Annotated in this window: 17 protein-coding genes; 11 read left to right on the forward strand and 6 right to left on the reverse strand. The window is 42.4% G+C overall.

The window, feature by feature from the left end:
* The first annotated feature begins 47 nt into the window (after positions 1-47).
* Positions 48-479 (forward strand): GNAT family N-acetyltransferase, encoded by a 432-nt coding sequence (locus NG55_RS18475; protein WP_065344073.1) that lies wholly within the window; start codon positions 48-50, stop codon positions 477-479.
* Between the two features lie 18 nt (positions 480-497).
* Here the strand turns inward: NG55_RS18475 and NG55_RS18480 are convergent, their stop codons facing one another.
* Positions 498-695 (reverse strand): helix-turn-helix transcriptional regulator, encoded by a 198-nt coding sequence (locus NG55_RS18480; RefSeq protein ID WP_016543101.1) that lies wholly within the window; start codon positions 693-695, stop codon positions 498-500.
* The gene (locus NG55_RS18485; RefSeq protein WP_016543100.1) at positions 692-1,066 is read right to left on the reverse strand and encodes a hypothetical protein; all 375 of its coding nucleotides are present in this window, start codon (positions 1,064-1,066) and stop codon (positions 692-694) included. The genes NG55_RS18480 and NG55_RS18485 overlap by 4 nt, the downstream gene beginning before the upstream one ends.
* A gap of 219 nt (positions 1,067-1,285) precedes the next feature.
* Here NG55_RS18485 and NG55_RS18490 point away from each other — a divergent pair, with 219 nt between their 5' ends.
* Positions 1,286-2,431 (forward strand): alpha/beta fold hydrolase, encoded by a 1,146-nt coding sequence (locus NG55_RS18490; protein WP_016543099.1) that lies wholly within the window; start codon positions 1,286-1,288, stop codon positions 2,429-2,431.
* A 68-nt stretch (positions 2,432-2,499) separates the two neighbouring features.
* Here NG55_RS18490 and NG55_RS18495 read toward each other — a convergent pair whose 3' ends face one another.
* The 4 genes from NG55_RS18495 to NG55_RS18510 all read right to left on the reverse strand — a co-directional run bounded on the left by NG55_RS18495 (position 2,500) and on the right by NG55_RS18510 (position 8,881).
* Positions 2,500-4,563, reverse strand: a complete 2,064-nt coding sequence (locus NG55_RS18495; RefSeq protein WP_023270830.1) for a putative bifunctional diguanylate cyclase/phosphodiesterase — start codon at positions 4,561-4,563, stop codon at positions 2,500-2,502.
* Between the two features lie 960 nt (positions 4,564-5,523).
* Complete coding sequence (ilvC, locus tag NG55_RS18500) at positions 5,524-6,540, reverse strand: ketol-acid reductoisomerase (RefSeq protein WP_004655853.1); 1,017 nt, start codon at positions 6,538-6,540, stop codon at positions 5,524-5,526.
* A 125-nt stretch (positions 6,541-6,665) separates the two neighbouring features.
* Entirely contained in the window at positions 6,666-7,157 is a 492-nt protein-coding gene (gene ilvN / locus NG55_RS18505; protein WP_004655854.1) for an acetolactate synthase small subunit, read from the reverse strand.
* A complete protein-coding gene (locus NG55_RS18510) occupies positions 7,157-8,881 on the reverse strand; it encodes an acetolactate synthase 3 large subunit (protein ID WP_065344074.1) in 1,725 nt (574 codons plus the stop codon). Before NG55_RS18510 ends, ilvN begins: the two co-directional genes overlap by 1 nt.
* 509 nt (positions 8,882-9,390) lie before the next feature.
* Here NG55_RS18510 and NG55_RS18515 point away from each other — a divergent pair.
* The 9 genes from NG55_RS18515 (at position 9,391) to NG55_RS18555 (ending at position 21,340) form a co-directional block, all read left to right on the forward strand.
* A complete protein-coding gene (locus tag NG55_RS18515) occupies positions 9,391-9,738 on the forward strand; it encodes a DUF4124 domain-containing protein (protein ID WP_016543096.1) in 348 nt (115 codons plus the stop codon).
* Between the two features lie 143 nt (positions 9,739-9,881).
* On the forward strand, positions 9,882-12,506 hold the full coding sequence (gene leuS / locus NG55_RS18520) for a leucine--tRNA ligase (protein WP_065344075.1): 2,625 nt from the start codon (positions 9,882-9,884) through the stop codon (positions 12,504-12,506).
* 157 nt (positions 12,507-12,663) lie between these two features.
* The gene (locus tag NG55_RS18525; RefSeq protein ID WP_016543094.1) at positions 12,664-13,173 is read left to right on the forward strand and encodes an LPS-assembly lipoprotein LptE; all 510 of its coding nucleotides are present in this window, start codon (positions 12,664-12,666) and stop codon (positions 13,171-13,173) included.
* 9 nt (positions 13,174-13,182) lie between these two features.
* A complete protein-coding gene (gene holA, locus NG55_RS18530; protein WP_065344076.1) occupies positions 13,183-14,178 on the forward strand; it encodes a DNA polymerase III subunit delta in 996 nt (331 codons plus the stop codon).
* 42 nt (positions 14,179-14,220) lie between these two features.
* Positions 14,221-15,051 (forward strand): SIR2 family NAD-dependent protein deacylase, encoded by an 831-nt coding sequence (locus NG55_RS18535; protein ID WP_065344077.1) that lies wholly within the window; start codon positions 14,221-14,223, stop codon positions 15,049-15,051.
* A 108-nt stretch (positions 15,052-15,159) separates the two neighbouring features.
* Complete coding sequence (locus tag NG55_RS18540; RefSeq protein ID WP_065344078.1) at positions 15,160-16,503, forward strand: MacA family efflux pump subunit; 1,344 nt, start codon at positions 15,160-15,162, stop codon at positions 16,501-16,503.
* 1 nt (position 16,504) lies between these two features.
* Positions 16,505-18,496 carry a MacB family efflux pump subunit gene (locus tag NG55_RS18545; RefSeq protein ID WP_016543089.1) on the forward strand — a complete coding sequence of 664 codons (1,992 nt, stop codon included), beginning with the start codon at positions 16,505-16,507 and terminating at the stop codon, positions 18,494-18,496.
* Positions 18,497-18,770: 274 nt separating this feature from the next.
* Complete coding sequence (locus NG55_RS18550; protein ID WP_065344079.1) at positions 18,771-20,171, forward strand: efflux transporter outer membrane subunit; 1,401 nt, start codon at positions 18,771-18,773, stop codon at positions 20,169-20,171.
* A 479-nt stretch (positions 20,172-20,650) separates the two neighbouring features.
* Positions 20,651-21,340 (forward strand): DUF2711 family protein, encoded by a 690-nt coding sequence (locus tag NG55_RS18555; RefSeq protein WP_065344080.1) that lies wholly within the window; start codon positions 20,651-20,653, stop codon positions 21,338-21,340.
* Positions 21,341-21,405 lie beyond the last annotated feature (65 nt).

The following is a 21,405-nucleotide window of genomic DNA, read 5'->3' on the forward strand; positions in this document are numbered from 1 at the left end:
AATAGTTAAAAATAGAGACCGCAAGCTGCCGTGACAGAAGTGAATTTATGATTATAAAAGCGACCCAGCAAGACCACACAAACTTATTAGACATCTGGGAAAAATCAGTTAGAGCGACGCATGACTTTTTACCTGAAGCCATGATTACTGAGCTCAAGCCACTGATCCTGAATGAATATTTTCATCATGTTGCACTGTATAAATATGTGATTGAACATAAAATTGTCGGCTTTTTAGGCTGTAGTAGCGACAATATTGAAATGCTGTTTATTCTGCCAGAATATCGAAGATTAGGAATTGGCAAAGCCTTGCTCGATTTTGCAGTCAAACAACTTCAGATCTATAAAGTTGATGTGAATGAGCAAAATCTACAAGCTGTTCAGTTTTATCAAAAAATGGGATTTCAGACGATAAGTCTTTCAGAACTCGATGGTCAGGGCAATCCCTATCCACTTTTACATCTACAAATAACGCCCTAAGCAGCAATGCTGACAGAGTTATTCTTCCTCATAGAGAAATACGTGTTCAATGCTCAGTCCAAATGCATGAGCAATTTTAAAGGCAAGCGTTAGACTCGGATCATAGCGCTCCTTTTCAATGGCATTAATGGTTTGCCGCGAGACACTGACATAATCCCCCAAGTCGCTTTGAGACCAGCCTTTGTCTTTTCTCAACTGGGGTACATTATTTTTCATCGATATTTCCAAGTTCCTACGGCGGTCGCAATTGACCAAAGCATCGCCATCATCGGCCAAATGATAAACATGGTCAGTTTTGGAAAGCCCACATTTTCCAGAAAGCCATAACTAAACGTAATCAAAGATGTACCTACAAAGCTTATGCCAAGTGCCTGTAATTGTATCTTCTGTTGCAGTTCATCAAAACCTTTGAATTGTTGAATAATCACAAATGCAATCAGCAATGCTGGCAACATTGGCGTTAATGAAACAACAATTTTAAGCCATTGTAGATCAATAAAATTTAAAACTTTTAATGAGCCGATCAAAACCACCACATAGATTGCAATCGCGATCAGCAGCTGCAACAAATTCCGAGAATAATTCATACCACACCATGTAAAGTAAGCTTTACATCAGTATATTTAACACACAACACTATGTAAAGTATGCTTTACATTTTTTCATTATTTCAACTCTAGTAGATGTTCACTTCTCACCGAATTGATCATTTTGAAAGATAAGTTCAGTAAATGAGTCACTGAGCAAATTTATTTTTTCTTCTAATATGCGGCTATTGAATAGCAAGCTTCGAGCGTTAGGTTCACATGACTCAATTGCCAAAAGTTAAACGTCGTCTTCTTAACTCGCAAACTGCGAAAAAATTGCTGAATAGCCGTAGCGGACGTCAGGCACGCCATATCTTCTCGAATGCGACTGATCGCATTTTACGTGGGCATCAACTTGCGCTTTCTGGAAGCACACCTTTTGATATTGTGTATCAACGTGAAATTATCAGCCTACGTCACTATACAGCGGCAACGGAGAACACAACCCAGCATCGTATTCCCTTGGTGATTGTGCCCCCTCTCGCTGCCAATATGCTGATCTATGATTTATTTCCAAATCGCAGCCTCGTGCGTTATTTTCTGGCCCAAGGTTTTGATGTGTATCTGATTGACTGGGGTACCCCGAGTCTACGTCAAGCCAAATATAATCTTGGTACTTACGTGAAAACGTTTATGCCCGACTTTATCGAAAAGATTCGTGAGCATAGCGGTCAGCAACAACTTTCACTGTTTGGCTGGAGTCTAGGCGGCGCTTTATCTCTGTGTTATACCGCTCTATTCAAAGATAAAAACATCCAGAATCTGATGATCTTGGCTTCACCTATCAACACGCATAAATCAGGTTATATGGGTAAGTTTTATCAACGTCTTACCGTACCTGCGCAATGGATTCGGAGTAATACCAAGTTCCGTATTCATCAAGTGCCGAGCCGAGTGTTCCATATTCATGGCTGGCAAAATACGCTGGGATTTAAACTCACCGATCCGATCGGAAACTTTAAAAACTATTGGGATCTGTTAAAAAACCTGAATGATCGCCAATTTGTGATTAACCACGCCACCTCAAGCTCCTTTGTCGACAATATGCTGGCCTATCCAGGCGGTGTGATGCGCGATATTATTCTGCGCTTCTGGATTGATAATGAGCTATCAACGGGTTCGGTTCAATTTGGTGAGCAAAGTGCAAATCTAAAAGATATTGATTGTTCAGTACTGGCAATTGGCGGCAGTAGCGACATTATCGTGACTGCGGAAGCAGTACGTCCACTGATGGATTTAATCAGCAGTAGCGACAAGCAATTTGAAATTGTTCCCGGTGGGCATATGGGGCTGGTCTCAGGCAGCCAAGCACCAGAACTGGTCTGGCCTGTGGTAACGCAGTGGTTAGCGCCACGTTCTGAATAAATGTCACTCATCTACACAAATAAAAGGCTGCCATCTAGGCAGCCTTTTTTAATTCCCATGCAGCTTGATCATGCAAAATGTTGATAACGATGCAATACCAAACCTTCCACATTGACAGGTGTGCCCAATAAATAACCCTGTAACTGATTGCAACCTAAACTGGTAAGGATATCCGCCTGTTGTTGTGTTTCGACGCCTTCTGCTGTTACGACCAAACCCAGTTTTGCGGCCAAATGGATAATGCTTTCCAGAATTGCCTCTTCTTTAGAATTCGGTTTGAGGTCAATCAGAAAACCACGGTCAATTTTAAGTTCATCTACAGGCAAGTCTTTTAAATATAAGAAGCTTGAATAGCCTGTGCCAAAGTCATCAATGGCAATGCGAATACCGAGCTTACGCAGGCGCTCCAAAGTACGAATACTGGAATCAATATGATGCATGGCCGTAGATTCAGTAATTTCAAGAATGAGGTGATGCGGTTGGATTTGGTATTGTTCTAATAATTGTTCGAGGACACTAAACAGCTTTTTATTTTCAAATTGTAGCGCAGAAAGATTAACAGCAATTGGATAAAACGGACTCTTACTTCGTTCCCACTTCTGGATTTGCTGACAGGCTTGTTCCAGTGCCCAATATCCCATCGGAATAATCAAACCGGTTTTTTCTGCCCCTTCAATAAACATTTGCGGGGTGAGTAGCCCTAGGGTTGGATGCTTCCATCGAATCAGTGCTTCCACCCCGCAGACCTCATAATTCGAAGTAAATTTGGGTTGGTAGAACAAGACAAACTGTTGCTCATCAACGGCCTTATACAAGTCATTGATCAGTTTGGACTGACTGCGTACATCTTGCTGATCGGACATGGAATGGAACATGGTATAGGTGTTACGGCCCTGATCTTTGGAGATCAGCATCGCGACATCGGCATTAATCAACAGGTCTTGTACATTACAACCATGCTCAGGATACATGGCAATCCCGACACTGGCAGAAATATTAATATCCTTTGCCGCAATCAGATAGGTTTCCTGAATGTAATGCAAAATATCTTCTGAAAGCTGCATCGCTTCATTAATATCGGTATCTTCAGAAATTAAGACAAACTCATCGCCACCAATCCGAAATAACTTATGACTCGAATCCAGCTTATTGTATAAACGGTTTGCCATTTGGATTAGGAGCTGATCGCCAATATGATGGCCAAAAGCATCATTCACTGATTTAAAACGATCTAAATCAATATACAGAAATGCCGCTTTTTGCCCATTTAAACGATGATGGTTAAACACCACTTCTGCATGTTCGGTCAGATACAAACGATTTGGGAGCTTGGTCAATGCATCATGTAAAGATTGAGTCGCTAGTTCTTTATTGATTAAGGTGAGTTGTTCATTTCTCTCTTCGAGTCGGGCCTCAAGCACTGCAACGGCAAAACCCGCCACCAGAACAAGACTGGTAATAAAGATAATGGTAAACAGCAAGACACTTTGTTCCGTATGTTCTGACGTCAGTATTTGCGCCAAACTTTCATCGAAATAAGTTGCCGCCATACCCGTGTAATGCATCCCAACGATACTTAAGGCCATGAGGACAGCAACCACAACTTTCAGTAAGGTCCGGTATGTCACTGCGGTTTTATATTTAAAAATAAAGAAGAAACTCAGACCAGAACCACTAATTGCAATGAGAACAGAGCACAGAACCAAAAGCGGATCATAATGCATGGCATGATGTTCTACCATCAATGCTGCCATCCCCGTATAGTGCATCCCAGATATTCCCAAGCCCATGAATACAGCACCAAGGATTAAACGAGGGATCGGTAAAGTGGGTCTTGAAGTGAGCCAAACGGCAAAAACCGAAGCCGCAGCACCAATTAAATAAGAGAGTATGGTTAAATTAACATCAAAATGATAGCCTTCTGGCAAATGGCTAGCCAGCATTCCCACAAAGTGCATTGACCATATGGCTAAACCTAAGATTAGCCCGCTCGCAATCAAAATGCTTTTTTCAAACTTTTTATAAGCACCCTTAAAGACGAGTTCTTCCATCGATACTGCAACGTAACATGTCACGACTGCAACCAAAATGGAAACGATGACCAATGTGCTATCGTAATCAACGTGAACCATAAAGGACTTCCATGATTATTCAGTACTTTTTTTTATATGATGAGCAAAATGCTCGAAATCCGAACGACGTTTCACACCCAAAGAAGTCATGAATAGTGTATTCATAAACTTTCCTTAACAATAACATCATCTAGCATAAGGTCAAGTCTTTTTCACTTTATAAATCAATAGAATAAAAGCACATAATCATTTCAAACCAATGAAAAATCTTGTTTTTTTATTTCATTTTTTTGACCAAAAGACTCATTTATTTTTGCTAAATCATTTTAATTTTTAAGTCATTACAATGTGTTTATTTTTAGTCGTGCAGACACCCCAAAGCATGCAACACTTTTTTAGCTTGAATCCGAACTGCTCATCCTCAGCAATATGATTAAAACATAAACAATATAAGCTTATTTTTTCTTCTTTATTGTTATAACTCTGTTATCACAGCCCATAAAAAAACCTTGTTTATCTTCGACAAGATTTTTTGTTTAACTCAGAGTAAAAATTAGTTCTTGTCTTTGTCTACGATTTTGTTCGCTTGAATCCTGAGTAGGGCCTCCTACGCAAGGAGCAGGGAAATAGAAAAGCATGAGAAGCATCGCTTCGTAAGGCCCCTGCGCAAGAGTGAAGCTATGCTTCGCTAACGTACGTAACATTAGGATTTTCCATAAAAAAACCCTTGAATAAACAAGGGTCTTTATTTGACTTAGAAAAAATTAGTTCTTTTCTTTGTCTACGATTTTGTTTGCTTGAATCCAAGGTATGAACAAAAATGGGAAGCAACGCTTCCCATTTTTGTGCAAGGCACGTAACCTTAGTTCTTCTCTTTATCAACAATCTTGTTTGCTTGAATCCAAGGTACGAAAAAAGATGAAAGCACTGCTTTCATCTTTTTGAGGCACGTAAAGATAAACATAAAAAACCCACTCAAATAGAGTGGGTCTTCGCGTTCAAATCAATTGATTCGAGAAATTAGTTTTTCTCTTTATCAACAATCTTGTTTGCTTGAATCCAAGGCATCATCGCACGTAACTTGTTACCAGTTACTTCAATGCCGTGTGCAGCATTTTGACGACGACGTGCAGTCATTGATGGATAGTTCAACGCACCTTCTTGGATGAACATCTTCGCATATTCACCAGACTGGATGCGTTTCAACGCATTACGCATTGCTTCACGAGACTGTTCGTTGATTACTTCAGTACCAGTCACATATTCGCCATATTCAGCGTTGTTAGATACTGAATAGTTCATGTCCGCGATACCGCCTTCGAACATCAAGTCAACGATTAACTTAAGTTCATGCAAGCATTCGAAGTAAGCCATTTCTGGTGCATAACCCGCTTCAACCAAAGTTTCGAAGCCCATTTTAACCAATTCAACTGCACCACCACAAAGAACTGCTTGCTCACCGAATAAGTCAGTTTCAGTTTCTTCACGGAAAGAAGTTTCGATGATACCTGTACGACCACCACCTACGCCTGAAGCATAAGAAAGTGCAACGTTACGTGCATTACCAGAAGCATCTTGGTGGATCGCGATTAAGTCAGGAACACCTGAACCACGTTGATATTCAGAACGTACAGTGTGACCAGGTGCTTTCGGTGCAACCATGATTACGTCTAAGTCTTTACGTGGAACAACTTGGTTATAAAGAATAGAGAAACCATGAGCAAATGCTAAAGTTGCACCTTCTTTGATGTTTGGTTCAATCACGTCACGATAAAGTTGAGATTGGAACTCATCTGGCGTCAAGATCATGACTAAGTCAGCTTGAGCAACCGCAGCTGGAACTTCAGAAACTTTAAGACCTGAGTTTTCAGCTTTTTTCCAAGAAGTAGAACCAGCACGTAAACCAACAGTTACGTCTACGCCAGAATCTTTCAAGTTAAGTGCATGCGCATGGCCTTGTGAACCATAACCAATGATTGCAACTTTCTTGCCTTGGATGATTGATAAGTCACAGTCTTTATCGTAAAAAATTTGCATCTGTTTTCTCCGCTAAAATTTTTGTCATTTCCCTTGTTCTGCAAGGACAGATCTTTTGTAGGCTCCCCCATGATTACCGTTCTGGGTGATCCCCCCTCTTTTCAAAGAGGGGTTGGGGGAGATTTTTAAATTGTTAAAACTTTTTCGCCACGCGCAATGCCTGATACACCAGAGCGTACAACTTCAAGGATGGTATTTTCAGCTAATGCATCAATAAAACCATCAATCTTTTCAGTGGTACCCGCGATCTGAATCGTATAGGTTGTCGGTGTCACATCAACGATTTGCGCACGGAAGATATCAGCTGTACGTTTGATTTCCGCACGTGCTGCACCCAATGCTTTCACTTTGATCAGCATCAATTCACGTTCAATATGTGAACCTTCTGAGAGATCAACCACTTTTACCACTTCAACCAATTTATTCAGTTGCTTGGTGATCTGCTCAATTTTATGATCATCACCATAAGTCGTTAAGGTTAAACGCGATAGGGTTTCGTCTTCTGTTGGCGCAACATTCAGTGTTTCAATGTTGTAGCCACGTTGACTGAATAAGCCAACAAGACGAGAAAGCGCACCAGCTTCGTTTTCAACGAGTACAGAAATAATATGTCTCATTATGTACGCTCCCCTTTACCTAACCACATATCCTTCATGGACTGGCCTGCAATCAACATTGGATAAACATGTTCTGTACGATCAACCATGACATTAATGAATACACATTTATCATTAATTGCCATCGCTTCAGCTAATTTAGAATCGAGCTCGTCAGCATGGTTAATCTGAATACCGACATGACCATACGCTTCCATTAACTTGGCAAAGTCAGGTAATGAATCAACATAAGAACTTGAATGACGTCCTTCGTAGTTCATATCTTGCCACTGCTTCACCATGCCCAAGGCTTGGTTGTTTAAGCAGAGAATTTTTACATTCAAGCCATATTGCTTGCAGGTCGATAATTCTTGGATACACATCTGAATCGATGCTTCACCAGTAATACAAACCACTTGCTGGTCTGGGAATGCAAGCTTTGCAGCCATTGCATACGGTAAACCAACACCCATGGTGCCTAGGCCACCAGAGTTGATCCATTGACGTGGACGTTTGTATTTGTAGTAGTTTGCACCAAACATCTGATGCTGACCCACGTCTGAAGTAATGATGGCTTCACCATTGGTCACACGATCTAATGCCTCAACCACTTGCTGAGGTTTCATTACACCATTTTGACCTGCTTCATAACGTAAGCCGTGTACTTTGCGCCATTCATTGATCTGAGACCACCATGCCGCAATTGCTTCAGGGTTTGGCTTAGATACATTCATTTGTTTGAGTTGTGCCAACATTTCTTGAAGTACTGGCTCTACTGCACCCACGATTGGGATGTGCGCCATAATCGTCTTCGAAATCGTTGCTGGATCAACATCAATATGAATGACTTTTGCATTGGTACAGAATTTTGCAGGGTTGTTGGTTACACGGTCATCAAAACGTGCACCAATGGCCAAAATCACATCTGCATTATGCATCGCCATGTTGGCTTCATAAGTACCATGCATCCCCAACATGCCCACGAATTGTGGATCATCACCTGGGAAAGCACCTAAGCCCATTAAAGTATTCGTAACTGGGTAACCCAATAAATGTGCAAGCTCAGTCAATAAGCCAGACGCATTGCCTTGAACCACACCACCACCGGTATAGATCATTGGGCGTTTAGCCGTAATCAACTCATCAATCGCTTTGCGAATTTGACCTGAGTGACCACGTGAAGGCGGCTGATATGAACGCATCTTCACTTTTTCAGGATATTCGTAGGCAAACTTTTCCGCAGGATTGGTCGCATCTTTTGGAATATCAACCACAACTGGACCTGGACGGCCAGACGCAGCAATATAGAATGCTTTCTTAATAATTGCAGGAATTTCGCTAGCGTGACGCACTTGGAAACTATGTTTTACGATTGGACGAGAAATACCAACCATATCTGTTTCTTGGAATGCATCTTCTCCAATCAGATGGCTTGCAACCTGACCAGACAGAATCACCATTGGGATTGAGTCCATGTAGGCTGTTGCGATTGGAGTGACGGTATTGGTTGCGCCCGGTCCAGAAGTGACCAGTACCACACCTGTCTTACCTGTTACGCGTGAGTATGCGTCTGCCATATGACCGGCAGCTTGCTCATGACGAACGAGGTAATGGTTGATTTTGTCTTGTTGAAATAGCGCATCATAAATATGTAATACAGCGCCGCCTGGATACCCAAAAACATGCTCTACGCCTTCGTCCGCAAGCGCACGAACGAGCATTTCACCACCAGATAAAAGTTCCAACGTGATTCACCCTAGTATTTTGCACAATTTATGGGAGACATAAATTGTGTTCATTCATTAACTTTTGCACTTTTTATAAGTGTGCGTATTCTACTCGTTTTTGCTGCAATAGGAAAAATTTTCTGAGACTCATCAGCCGTATAAACTTGATGACATCTCGAATCAAAATGTGCTGGGATAAGCATATTTCAAAAAATCATTCTCTCGGCTAGAAAGAATGTCCATTGCAAGCCATGACATTTATTCGAAGGGTGATCAAATAAACACATATAAAACTTGAGAAAGCATTCTTGTTTCTTTCATAAGCAATGTCAAGAACAAAGAAAAGGATTTTAACGAATATTTTTTAGCTGTTGTTTTTTTAGACACATTTCACGGAATTATTTGGTCTTGTCAAAACACCCATTTATCAAAAAACTATTTTCTTTTTAATGAAAAATAGGCATTGTAAACTGCTTATTTAGGCATTTTGATCGAATATAGACAGCATTCATTTGGGGAGATCAAACATGAATTTATCTTATTTAAAAACAACCTTGTACACAGTTGCAACCACAGCACTATTACTCTGTTCCAGCCAGAACTACGCACAACAATATTACAAATGGGTCGATGCCAATGGGTCAACCCATTACACCACTACGCCACCACCAAAAGGCTCAAAGCGTTTGGACAAAGTTTCAACATATGGTACGAGCCATCAAAACACCAATCCAACAACTCAACGCGGCCAGCAAGCGACTCCAGACGCTACACCAAATGTAACACAGCAAGCACCGCAGACAGCACCATCCACTCCGACGAACACAGTGAAACCGCAAAGCCAGCCATCTGCCAATGCACCATCTGTGCTATAAGCAGCCAGTTGATCCTGCAAGGTCATCTTCAACACGGCGGCCTTGCAGATAAAATCCCGATCTAAAAACTGACATTTCCTACAATTTTGCGCTATGCTGTGCAGCAATCTTAACTTTACTTTTTTGTTGTATCGCATATCCCTATGACGACTTCTCACATTGACTCCGAATATCAAGCAAGTGCCATTGAGCCTCAAGTTCAACAAGACTGGGACAATCGCAAAGTTTTTAAAGTTGCAGACACTGTAGAGGGCAAACATCGCTATATCCTGTCGATGTTCCCCTACCCAAGTGGCAAACTGCACATGGGGCATGTGCGTAACTACACCATTGGTGACGTGATCAGCCGTTTCCATCGCTTAAAAGGCGAAACAGTATTACAACCAATGGGTTGGGATGCGTTTGGTTTACCGGCTGAAAATGCGGCGATTGCACACCAAGTTGCACCTGCAAAATGGACGTTTGAAAACATTGCGTACATGCGTGACCAATTAAAGAAATTGGGCTTGTCTGTCGATTGGGATCGCGAATTTGCGACCTGTACGCCAGAGTACTATCACTGGGAACAATGGTTATTCGTACAACTTTATAAGAAAGGCTTGATCTATCGTAAGCTTTCAACCGTGAACTGGGACCCTGTTGACCAGACTGTGCTTGCCAATGAGCAAGTTGAAAACGGTCGTGGCTGGCGTTCAGGTGCATTGGTAGAAAAACGCGATATTCCGATGTACTACTTCCGCATCACCGACTATGCACAAGAATTATTAGACGATTTAGATACTTTAAAAGATGGCTGGCCACAACAGGTCTTGACCATGCAGCGTAACTGGATTGGCCGCTCGACGGGGATGGAGATTACCTTCCCTTCTGCCAATACTGAAATTTATGCAGATGGCTTAACGGTGTATACCACGCGTGCGGATACCTTAATGGGTGTAACCTATGTTGCTGTTGCAGCAGAACACCCAATGGCACTCAAAGCTGCTGAAAACAATCCTGAGCTTGCTGCATTTATTGAAGAATGCCGTATGGGTTCAGTGGCAGAAGCTGATTTAGCCACTGCTGAAAAGAAAGGTATGGCAACAGGCTTATCTGTTAAGCATCCAGTGACAGGTGAAGACCTCCCAGTTTGGATTGCTAACTATGTATTAATGTCATACGGTTCAGGCGCTGTAATGGCCGTTCCTGCACATGACGAACGCGACTTTGAATTTGCCAATAAGTTCAACTTGCCAATCAAACAAGTGATTGATGCCAAAGGCGCTGATGATGCTGAATACTCAGCTGCTGAATGGCAAGAATGGTATGGTTCTAAAGATGGCAAACTGGTGAATTCAGGCGAGTTTGATGGTTTAGCATTCCAAGCTGCTTATGATGCCTTCCTTGCAAAATTAGAACCACAAGCATTAGCCAACTCTAAGGTTCAATTCCGTTTACGTGACTGGGGTGTTTCTCGTCAACGTTACTGGGGTTGCCCAATTCCAATGATCAACTGTAATAGCTGTGGTCAAGTCACTGTTCCAGAAGATCAATTACCTGTGGTATTACCGACCGATGTGGTTCCAGATGGTTCAGGTAACCCATTGAATAAGATGCCTGAATTCTATGAAACCAAATGCCCAAGCTGTGGCGGCGATGCGCGTCGTGAAACAGATACCTTGGACACCTTTGTAGAGTCCTCTTGGTACTATGCACGTTATGCATCTCCAGACTTTACCGGTGGTATGGTAAAACCTGAAGCAGCACAAAGCTGGCTTCCTGTGAACCAATATATCGGTGGTGTTGAACATGCCATCTTGCATTTACTTTATGCACGTTTCTTCCATAAGTTGATGCGTGATGAAGGTGTGGTACAAGGTAATGAACCTTTCACTAACTTGCTCACCCAAGGCATGGTGTTGGCTGATACCTTCTATCGTGAAGCTGAGAATGGCAAGAAAACTTGGTTCAACCCTGCTGACATCGAATTAGAACGTGATGAAAAAGGTCGTATCCTGTCTGCGAAATATTCAGGTGATGGTCAGGAAGTTGTGATTGGCGGACAAGAAAAAATGTCGAAGTCGAAAAACAACGGCATTGATCCGCAAGCGATTATTGATCAATACGGCGCAGATACGGCTCGTGTCTTCATGATGTTCGCTGCACCACCAGATCAATCACTCGAATGGTCTGATGCCGGTGTTGAAGGGGCTAACCGCTTCTTGAAACGTGTATGGCGTTTGGCTGCTGGCTTCTTGGAAAAAGGCAACCCAGCAACGGCAATTGATACTGCAAACTTATCGAAAGATGCACAAGATTTACGTCGTAAAACCCACGAAACCATTCAAAAAGTGGGTGATGACATCGAACGTCGTCATGCGTTCAATACAGCAATTGCAGCATTGATGGAATTGCTCAATGCCAGCAACAAGTTTGAAGCAAAAGATGACAATGATGTTGCTGTTGCACGTGAAGCAATCACCACCTTATTGACGCTACTTGCCCCATTTGCACCACATTTGAGTCAAACGTTGTTAACTCAGTTTGGTTTGGAATTAACAACGATTGAATTCCCACAAGTGGATGAGTCAGCGTTAACCCGTAATACGCAAACGATTGTTGTACAAGTGAATGGTAAACTTCGTGCTAAGTTAGACGTCGCAGTCGATATCTCAAAAGATGAGTTATTGGCTTTGGCAAAAGCATTACCAGAAGTGCAACAATTCTTGACTGGCCCAACCAAGAAAGAAATTGTAGTACCGAATAAACTTGTTAATTTAGTGGTTTAATGTGCTGCTTAAATTCCCCTGCGACTAGCAGACGGAATTTGTAGAAACAAAACCTCATCAAAGCCCGCTGTCATTCATCGGGCTTTGATTCTAAAATGTGGTCAATTTATCAAGATTAAATCTTCCATATTGAATGGAATATCATAAAGGACAAAGCATGCATTTAGCTCAACGTTTAGCTACTATCGTTTTAACTTTAGGTCTAAGTGCAGGCTTGGTCGGCTGTGGCTTTCATCTAAAGGGAAGTAACCCGACAGCGGCACCCTTGGTCTACAACAAGCTGACTTTAGTCCTACCTGACAATACGGATCAGTTTGAAAACCAGCTCAGCATTTATCTTGGTGCAACGGGCGTACAACTCAGTAATGCCAATGATGCCTATGTGCTTCGTGTGCTGGATTACACTCCACGCCGTCAACTGTTGAATGGTAAATTGACTGAGGCCTTATTGCGTTTAACCGTGACTTTCCAGATCGAAGACCGCCAAGGTAAGCAAATTACTGAACCGCGTACCTTAACTGCTTCTCGTACCTATCAATACGACGTGGCAACGGTGAATACCGATAATCAACAAGAAGCGTATTTGAATCGCATTCTTATTGATGATATGGCACAGCAAATCACGCGTCAGATTGCAGCCAATCGTTTGCCGAAAGCACAACCTTAATTCATCATTATGAAACTGGATTATGTGCAAGCCTTAAAACGGGTTGATGAGGCTCGCGGTGCATGGATCATGCATGGACAAGAGCCCCTACTTGAACAAAACTTGCTTGATGCATTTCGTAAAAGCTGGCAACAGCAAGAAGTTGAACGGCAGCGTTATGATATCAATAGCGTGAATGACTGGAAAAATGTCTTTAACGCGCTGAATAGTTTATCCCTGTTCTCACAACAACTTGCGATTGAAGTACATGGCAATATCAAACCTGATGCCAATGGCTTAAAACTGCTGAAAAGCTATATTCAACATAATGAACATAACCTCTTATTGGTTGTTTTACCGAAGCAAGACAGCAGCAGTTTAAAATCAGCTTTTTTCCAAGTGGTCGAAGCCAATGGTGTAGTGGTTCCACTGACTGCAACCTACCCACAAGATCGACAACGAATTTTAAGCATAGAAGCAGAAAAGCTCGGGATTCAGCTGAATAATGATGCTTGGCAATGGCTCATGCAGCACCATGAACATAACCTGCTCGCGGCAAAAAATAGCTTGATGCGGGTTGCAGATACGTTCCCCGATATTCAACAGATTCAAATTGAACAACTATATTCCTGCTTACAGGATCAATCGCGTTATACGACTTATGACTTAAGTGATGCCTTGCTTGCTGGAAACTTGGCGCAGTCGGTCAAGATTTATCAATACTTGATTGCTGCGGGCGAGCCAGATAGCCTGATCTTATGGACCTTAAGCAAAGAAATGCGCTTATTGATGCAATTGTTTGAACAACCGCACAATGCCATTCAACTCGGGATCTGGAAAACCAAAGTCTCGCAATATCAGCAAGCTCTACGCCGTTTAAACCCGAGACAATTCCTAACTTGGTCTGATTTATTACTGCGCATTGATGCTTCGATTAAAGGCATGTCCAAAGAAAACCCTGAACAACTGATGCTACAAGCCTTAGCTGAATTGTGTGGTACCACCCTGTTTGCTCAACCTGCTTAGAGCATTCATCTTCATCACATAATAAGAATAATGGATCAACACATGTCATTCCATTTAAGCCCCGACCAAATCAAGCTGATCAAAAGTCTATTCCAACAAGCCGACAGTCTGATCATCAGCGCAGGTGCAGGCATGGGCGTTGACTCGGGGTTGCCCGATTTCCGCGGCAATCAAGGCATGTGGCAAGCCTATCCAGAGCTAGGTAAACAACGTATCGATTTTACCGAAATTGCCAATCCAGCCGCATTTAAACGGCATCCACGTTTGGCTTGGGGATTTTACGGACACCGTCTAGCCCTGTATCGTCAAACCACACCGCATTCAGGCTTTCTACAACTCAAGCAACTGGCTGAAATATTAGATTTACCGACTTTTGTATTTACCTCGAATGTCGATGGCCAATTTCAAAAAGCTGGCTTTGCTCTGGATCAGATCTATGAATGTCATGGCTCAATTCATCATCTGCAATGTCTGGACGCTTGTACACAGACCATTTGGTCAGCGGATGAATTAGAGCCTGAAATTGATGATCAAGACTGTCAATGGCTCGGGCAATTGCCACAATGTCCGCACTGTGGTGCACTGGCACGACCGAATATTTTAATGTTCAATGATATGGGTTGGATCAGCCATCAACAGGATCAGCAGGCAAAAGGCTTAAAAGCTTTTCTAAAATCCCAGCATCGCCCTATTGTCATTGAAATGGGTGCGGGTACAGCCATTCCAACCGTGCGTTATTTTAGTGAGCAATTTGCGCCAGGTCTGATTCGAATTAACCCACGTGAATATACGCTTCCTGCACAAGGCGGTCTTGCCCTTGCAGCAACTGCCGAACAAGGAGTTCACAGTATTTATCAGATTTTTATAGAATAACTTATTGGCAAAAAAGCAAATAATTCTCATTCTAGATTAAAAATATTCACGCTTTATCCTTATTTCACTTTTATACTAAGTCCAGTTTTTCACTTTTGACCTGCTGCCATGCCAAAAACAAATGCTAAAAAAATCCAGCCTCGTAAAATCATCATGATCGCAATCGGAGTGCTCATCATTGCAGCGCTCGGATGGATGTTCTTCAAACCTAAAGCCCAAGCACCACAATATATTAGTGCGGAAGTCTCTCGCGGCGATATCGAAGATTCGGTGTTAGCTACTGGGGTACTTGAAGCCACTAAAATGGTGAGTGTTGGTGCACAGGTATCGGGTCAGGTGAAAAAAATGTATGTGCAATTGGGCGACCAAGTTAAACAAGGTCAGTTGATTGCACAAATTGATTCGATTCGCCAAGAAAACGAACTTAAAACCGCCGATGCCAGTATTAAAAATCAACAAGCGCAACTCGCAGTACAGCAAGCCAATTTAGCTAAGGTCGAAGCAGAATATAAACGTCAGCAAGCCATGTACAGCCAAGATGCGACTTCACGTGCTGAACTCGAAACTGCTCTCGCAAACTTTAAAACAGCACAAGCACAAATTGCATCGATTAATGCACAAATCGAGCAATCTCGCTTGACCTTGGCAACTGCGAAAGAAGATTTAGGCTATACCCGTATCGTGGCGCCGATGGATGGCACCATTGTGGCGATTGTGACTGAAGAAGGTCAAACCGTAAACGCCAACCAAACCGCACCAACCATTGTAAAATTGGCCAAACTCGACACCATGACCATTAAAGCGCAGATTTCTGAAGCTGATGTCATGAAAGTTGAAAAAGGCCAAACCGTGTATTTCACCACTTTAGGTAATAGTGATAAAAAACATTACGCTAAATTGCGCCAAGTAGAACCTGCACCCAATTCAATTAATACGGAAACCACCAGTAGCAGCAGTTCATCAACGTCAAATGCTGCGGTGTACTACAACGCTTTATTTGATGTACCGAATGAAGATGGCAAACTTCGTATTGATATGACCGCGCAGGTTTATATTGTGCTGGCAGATGCAAAAAATGCACTGACCGTCCCTGCGGCAGCCATTCAGACCCAACGCGGCAACCGTGCTAAAGGTGGTCAAGCCAATGCCAATAAGTCTGCAGAATCAGCAAAAAAATCAGATACAGACCAAGCACAACGTCCAAAACGCCTAGAACTGAGTGAAGAAGAAAAAGCCTTGGTTGCGCAGGGTAAAGCATCAACAGGTATGGTGCGTGTGCTACAAGCGGATGGTACGGCTCAACCGCAACCTGTGTTGATTGGTCTGAATAACCGCGTCACGGCACAAGTGCTGAAAGGCTTAAAACAAGGCGATCAAGTGGTGATTGCAGATGGCTCTGACAGCTCAAATGAAGCAGCCAAACGTAGCAACCAACGTGCAATGAGAATGTAATATGACTCAAAATCAAACACATTCATCACAGCCACTGCTTGAGGTCAGTCAGCTCACCCGTGAATTTCCCGCGGGTGAAGCAACCGTACAGATCCTCAAAGGCATTGATTTAAAAATTTATGCAGGTGAGTTGGTTGCCATTGTCGGGCAATCAGGCTCAGGTAAATCGACCCTGATGAATATCTTGGGTTGTCTGGATAAACCGACCGCAGGCAGCTATCGGGTCAATGGTCGAGAAACCCGTCAGCTTGAACCTGATGAACTGGCACAACTGCGCCGTGAATATTTTGGTTTTATTTTCCAACGTTATCACTTACTCGGCGATTTGAGTGCTTCAGGTAACGTTGAAGTGCCTGCAATTTATGCAGGAGTTGATAGCCATCTTCGTCAGGAACGCTCTGCTGAATTGTTGTCCGAACTAGGACTTGAAGAACGCTTACATCATCGCCCTAGCCAGCTATCTGGTGGTCAGCAACAACGTGTCTCGATTGCACGTGCGCTGATGAATGGTGGGGATGTGATTCTTGCCGATGAACCCACAGGTGCCTTGGATAAGAATAGTGGTATTGAAGTAATGCGCATTTTGCGTGAGCTGAATGCCAAAGGCCATACCATTATTCTGGTCACACACGATCTTAATGTCGCTAAGAATGCAACGCGTATTATCGAGATCAGTGACGGTAATATTATTTCCGACCGTGCCAATGAGCCTGAACATAGTGATCCAGAACTTGAGCATCAAACCCTAGAGCGTAACCCGCAGAAGAAAACCTCCGCTTGGCGTTCTTTCTTTGACCGTCTTGGTGAAGCCTTCCGTATGGCATTACTCGCCATGAATGCGCACCGTATGCGGACTTTTTTGACCATGCTCGGGATTATTATCGGGATTGCATCCGTGGTCTCCGTGGTGGCGCTGGGGAATGGCTCACAGAAGCAAATTCTAGAAAATATCAGTAGTCTGGGAACCAATACCATTACCGTCTATCAAGGTCGTGGCTTTGGTGATAACTCACGGACCTCACAAGCCAAAACATTGGTGCCTGCTGATGCCGAAGCATTGGCCGAACAGCCCTATGTGGATGGGGTCAGCCCTTCTGCCAATACCAGTTTAACCTTGCGCTATAAAGATACCGAAGCCGCAGCAACGGTGAATGGTGTCAGTGCTGATTTCTTCTATGTTCGTGGTATGACCTTTAAATCAGGGCAACCTTTTGATAAGGCAAGTGTGACTGAACGCGCCCAAGATGTGGTGATTGATACCAATACGGAAAAAACCTTCTTTGCAGATGGTACCAATCCTGTCGGTCAAGTGCTGTTATTGGGCAGTGTTCCAAGTCGAATTATTGGCGTGATTGATGCCCAGCAAGGCTTTATGGGAAATTCAGACAGCCTCAACGTCTATCTGCCCTACTCGACTGTCATGAGCCGTATGCTAGGTCAATCCAATGTACGTAGCATCATCGTGCGTATCAAAGATGAATACCCAAGTAGCGCTGCTGAAAACGCGATTCTGACCTTGCTGGAACAACGTCACGGCGCACAAGATGTGTTTACCCAAAACTCTGACAGTATTCGTGAAACCATTCAGCAAACCACTGCAACCATGACCTTGCTGATTTCAGCGATTGCGGTCATTTCATTGGTGGTGGGTGGTATTGGCGTGATGAACATTATGCTGGTTTCCGTGACTGAGCGGACCCAAGAAATCGGGGTACGCATGGCGGTTGGTGCTCGTCAAAGTGATATTTTGCAGCAATTCCTGATTGAAGCAATTCTGGTCTGTTTATTGGGCGGTATCTTGGGTGTGCTGCTATCTTTAGGCATTGGACAGATTATTGGACACTTTGCCAAAGGCATCATTGAAATGAGTTATTCGACCACTTCAATTGTTGCAGCCTTTGTCTGCTCAAGCATGATTGGTATTGTATTTGGCTTCTTGCCAGCACGAAATGCAGCACAACTCGATCCAGTTGCTGCTTTAGCGAGAGAATAACCATCAAAAATTGATCTCAGAAATAAGATACTCGGGAATGTCATCCGCAACCTGCCTGGTATCAACAAGATATTGTTTCTGTGAAAAGTTAGATAAATGAAAAAATAAAACAGGTTTTGCGGATGACGATGGTTTTGCCTACTTTTCCCGAAATGAGAAACATCGTTTCGTAAGGTAGGTCGAGCCGAAGGCTTAAACTGAAAATGGATGAGAACTCGATAAGACACTGTCTCGATAATCATGCTCTTTCAAATTATTAAGGGAATGACGATCAATGTTATTCAAACAACATAAAATCGCACTTGCACTTTGTCTCAGCACATCATTAGCTGGCTGTTCTGCTGTCGTCAAAACACCCTATAACGCACCAACCGTCCAAGTGCCACAACAGTTCCAATACGATGCACAAAAAAGTAAAAGCATCCATCTAACTGATCAGTGGTGGACATTATTTAATGATGCCCAATTAAATCAATTGGTCGATCAAGTGTTGGCTAAAAATAGTGACTTAAGTGTCGCAGGCATCACCTTGCAACAAGCCCGCCTACAAGCAGGTCTCGCTGAAAATAAACAAGGGATTCGAACCAGTTCTAGTGTTTCCGCAGGTCATAATATTGATCTGCGTTCTGGCGATGGTTCTGATCGTGGTTTATCCACCAGCGTTGGCGTCAGCTATGAACTCGATTTATTTGGCAAACTCGCCAATCAAACGGAAGCAAGTCGATGGGAAGCTTTAGCCACTGAACAAGATTTACAAGCGACTGCACAAAGTTTGGTTGGCACAACAGCAAAGCTGTATTGGCAGTTGGGCTATCTGAATGAACGCTATCAAACTATTCAGCAGAATCTCGCCTCAACTCAAAAAACCTACTCTTTGGTTCAATCACAATATAAAGCAGGTGCAGTATCTGGTTTGGATTTAACCCAAGCGGAACAATCGGTGCAAAGCCAAAAAGCCAGTTTAAGCCAAATTGAGCAGCTGCGTGTTGAAGCACGTACTGCGCTTGCAGTGCTGCTGCATGAACCTGTACAACAACTGAATATTCAAGAGCCTGCGCAGTTACCTCGCAATGCCCTGCCGAATATCGCGGTCGGACTCCCTGCTGATATTTTATCGCGCCGCCCAGACCTACAAGCCTCTGAGTTACGCCTACGCAAGACTTTAGCGAATAAGGATGCAACCAAAGCCAGCTATTACCCTTCAATTAATTTGACCGGGAATGTTGGTTCTTCCAGCACATCTTTAACCCAACTATTAAAGAATCCAGCTTTAACTTTGGGTGCGAGCCTGAGCCTACCCTTTCTTCAATATAATGATATGAAGAAAGACATTGCAATCAGCGATCTTGAGTACGAAAAAGCCATTACTCAATACCGTCAGACGCTGTATCAAGCTTTTGCTGATGTTGAAAATGCGCTATCCAATCGCACTCAGCTAAATCAGCAAGTACAGTTACAGCAACGTAATGTTGAGCTGGCAGATAAAACTGAACGTTTAACCGAAGTGCGTTATCGCAATGGAGCGATTGCTTTAAAGAATTTACTGGATGCGCAGGAAACCACACGTAATGCCCGACTCAGCTTGGTTGAAACCAAGCAGAATCAATACAATGCCTATGTGACATTAATGCAAGCCATGGGTGGAAGTCCTGTAAAAGAACTACCAAAACAATAGTCCTCGCGCTATTGTTTAATCGCTTAAAGTCCTCGGCTCATTTTTGAATAAACCGAGGACTTTTGTTTTATTCCTCGATTTTTCTATTTATGCAAATATTGTGATTTTATCTTTGAACAAAACATAGATACATAATATAAAAAATATAATTGGTTATACAGCAAGTCTGGAGTATAACTATAGTAATATCCTTTCATAAAAATGGAAAAATAAAATAGAATTCAAGGCGCTCAAAGGAGAGTATATAGACCATCTTAATTATGAATTTCTTTCAAAGTCTCACATTAACCTATAAGTATACAGCGAGATATCTTGCAAATTAGATGAATAATGATAATGGAGTAGAAATAAATAGTTCAGATTTTTCTATTCGATTCTAATACTAACCTTTACACCTAGCTAGCAAGAGATAATAAGTCGCTCTAGAGTACTTTGGTACATCATTAACTCCAACGTTATATTTCATAAATAGATAATTAATGACTAATAGAATTTTACCAACACCAGAAAAGTTCGCATCCTGTCCTTATGACAAGAAGATTCTTTCATTTTATGAGGGGCAATTTGAGAGTGTCTTTGTCATATTTCATCCTTTTTTTATGTCTACTAAAATTGAACTCGAGTGTTTTTGCCCATCAAGATGGCCTAGTAAGCATCAATTTATTGAGGGCTGCTCTACAATAAGCTGGAGTGAAACTCTATTACTTTCAGGACTTACAACGTTTTCAGATATAGATATTGGTCTAAGAACCATAATTAATGGCATAAAGCCAGAACGATCAAACAAATATTTTTCCGAAAAGCTTACGGCGCTTCAAAGTCAGCATATTATCCTTCCACAAGAGGGTTATTTATCCCCCTTTATTGAAAATAAACTCTTAAATGCCATCAAAATAATTGGGCATAATTGGCTTTGGGTCGGAGATGAATTCGGCACAGAAAGGAAGCTTTACTGGGTTGAAGACCTAATTGAAAAAGACGAAATACCTGCCCATGGTTGTGTATTTGCACACGATCATAGTCTACTCATAACAACACATTGGGATAGCCACTGTTCATTTCTTTGTTCTTCTAAAGAGATTATTGATAAAATTTTAGAAATTGAACCATTTGAAGGCTTTTTTTGTACTCAAAATACAGAAGTTTATTGGAGCTTATACGAAATATAAAAAAGCAATCAGCGACTCCACTAATTCCGAACGCTAAAATTTAATACTCTCAAAAAACAAAGCCG

The organism is Acinetobacter gyllenbergii, assembly GCF_001682515.1.
Lineage (GTDB): Bacteria > Pseudomonadota > Gammaproteobacteria > Pseudomonadales > Moraxellaceae > Acinetobacter > Acinetobacter gyllenbergii.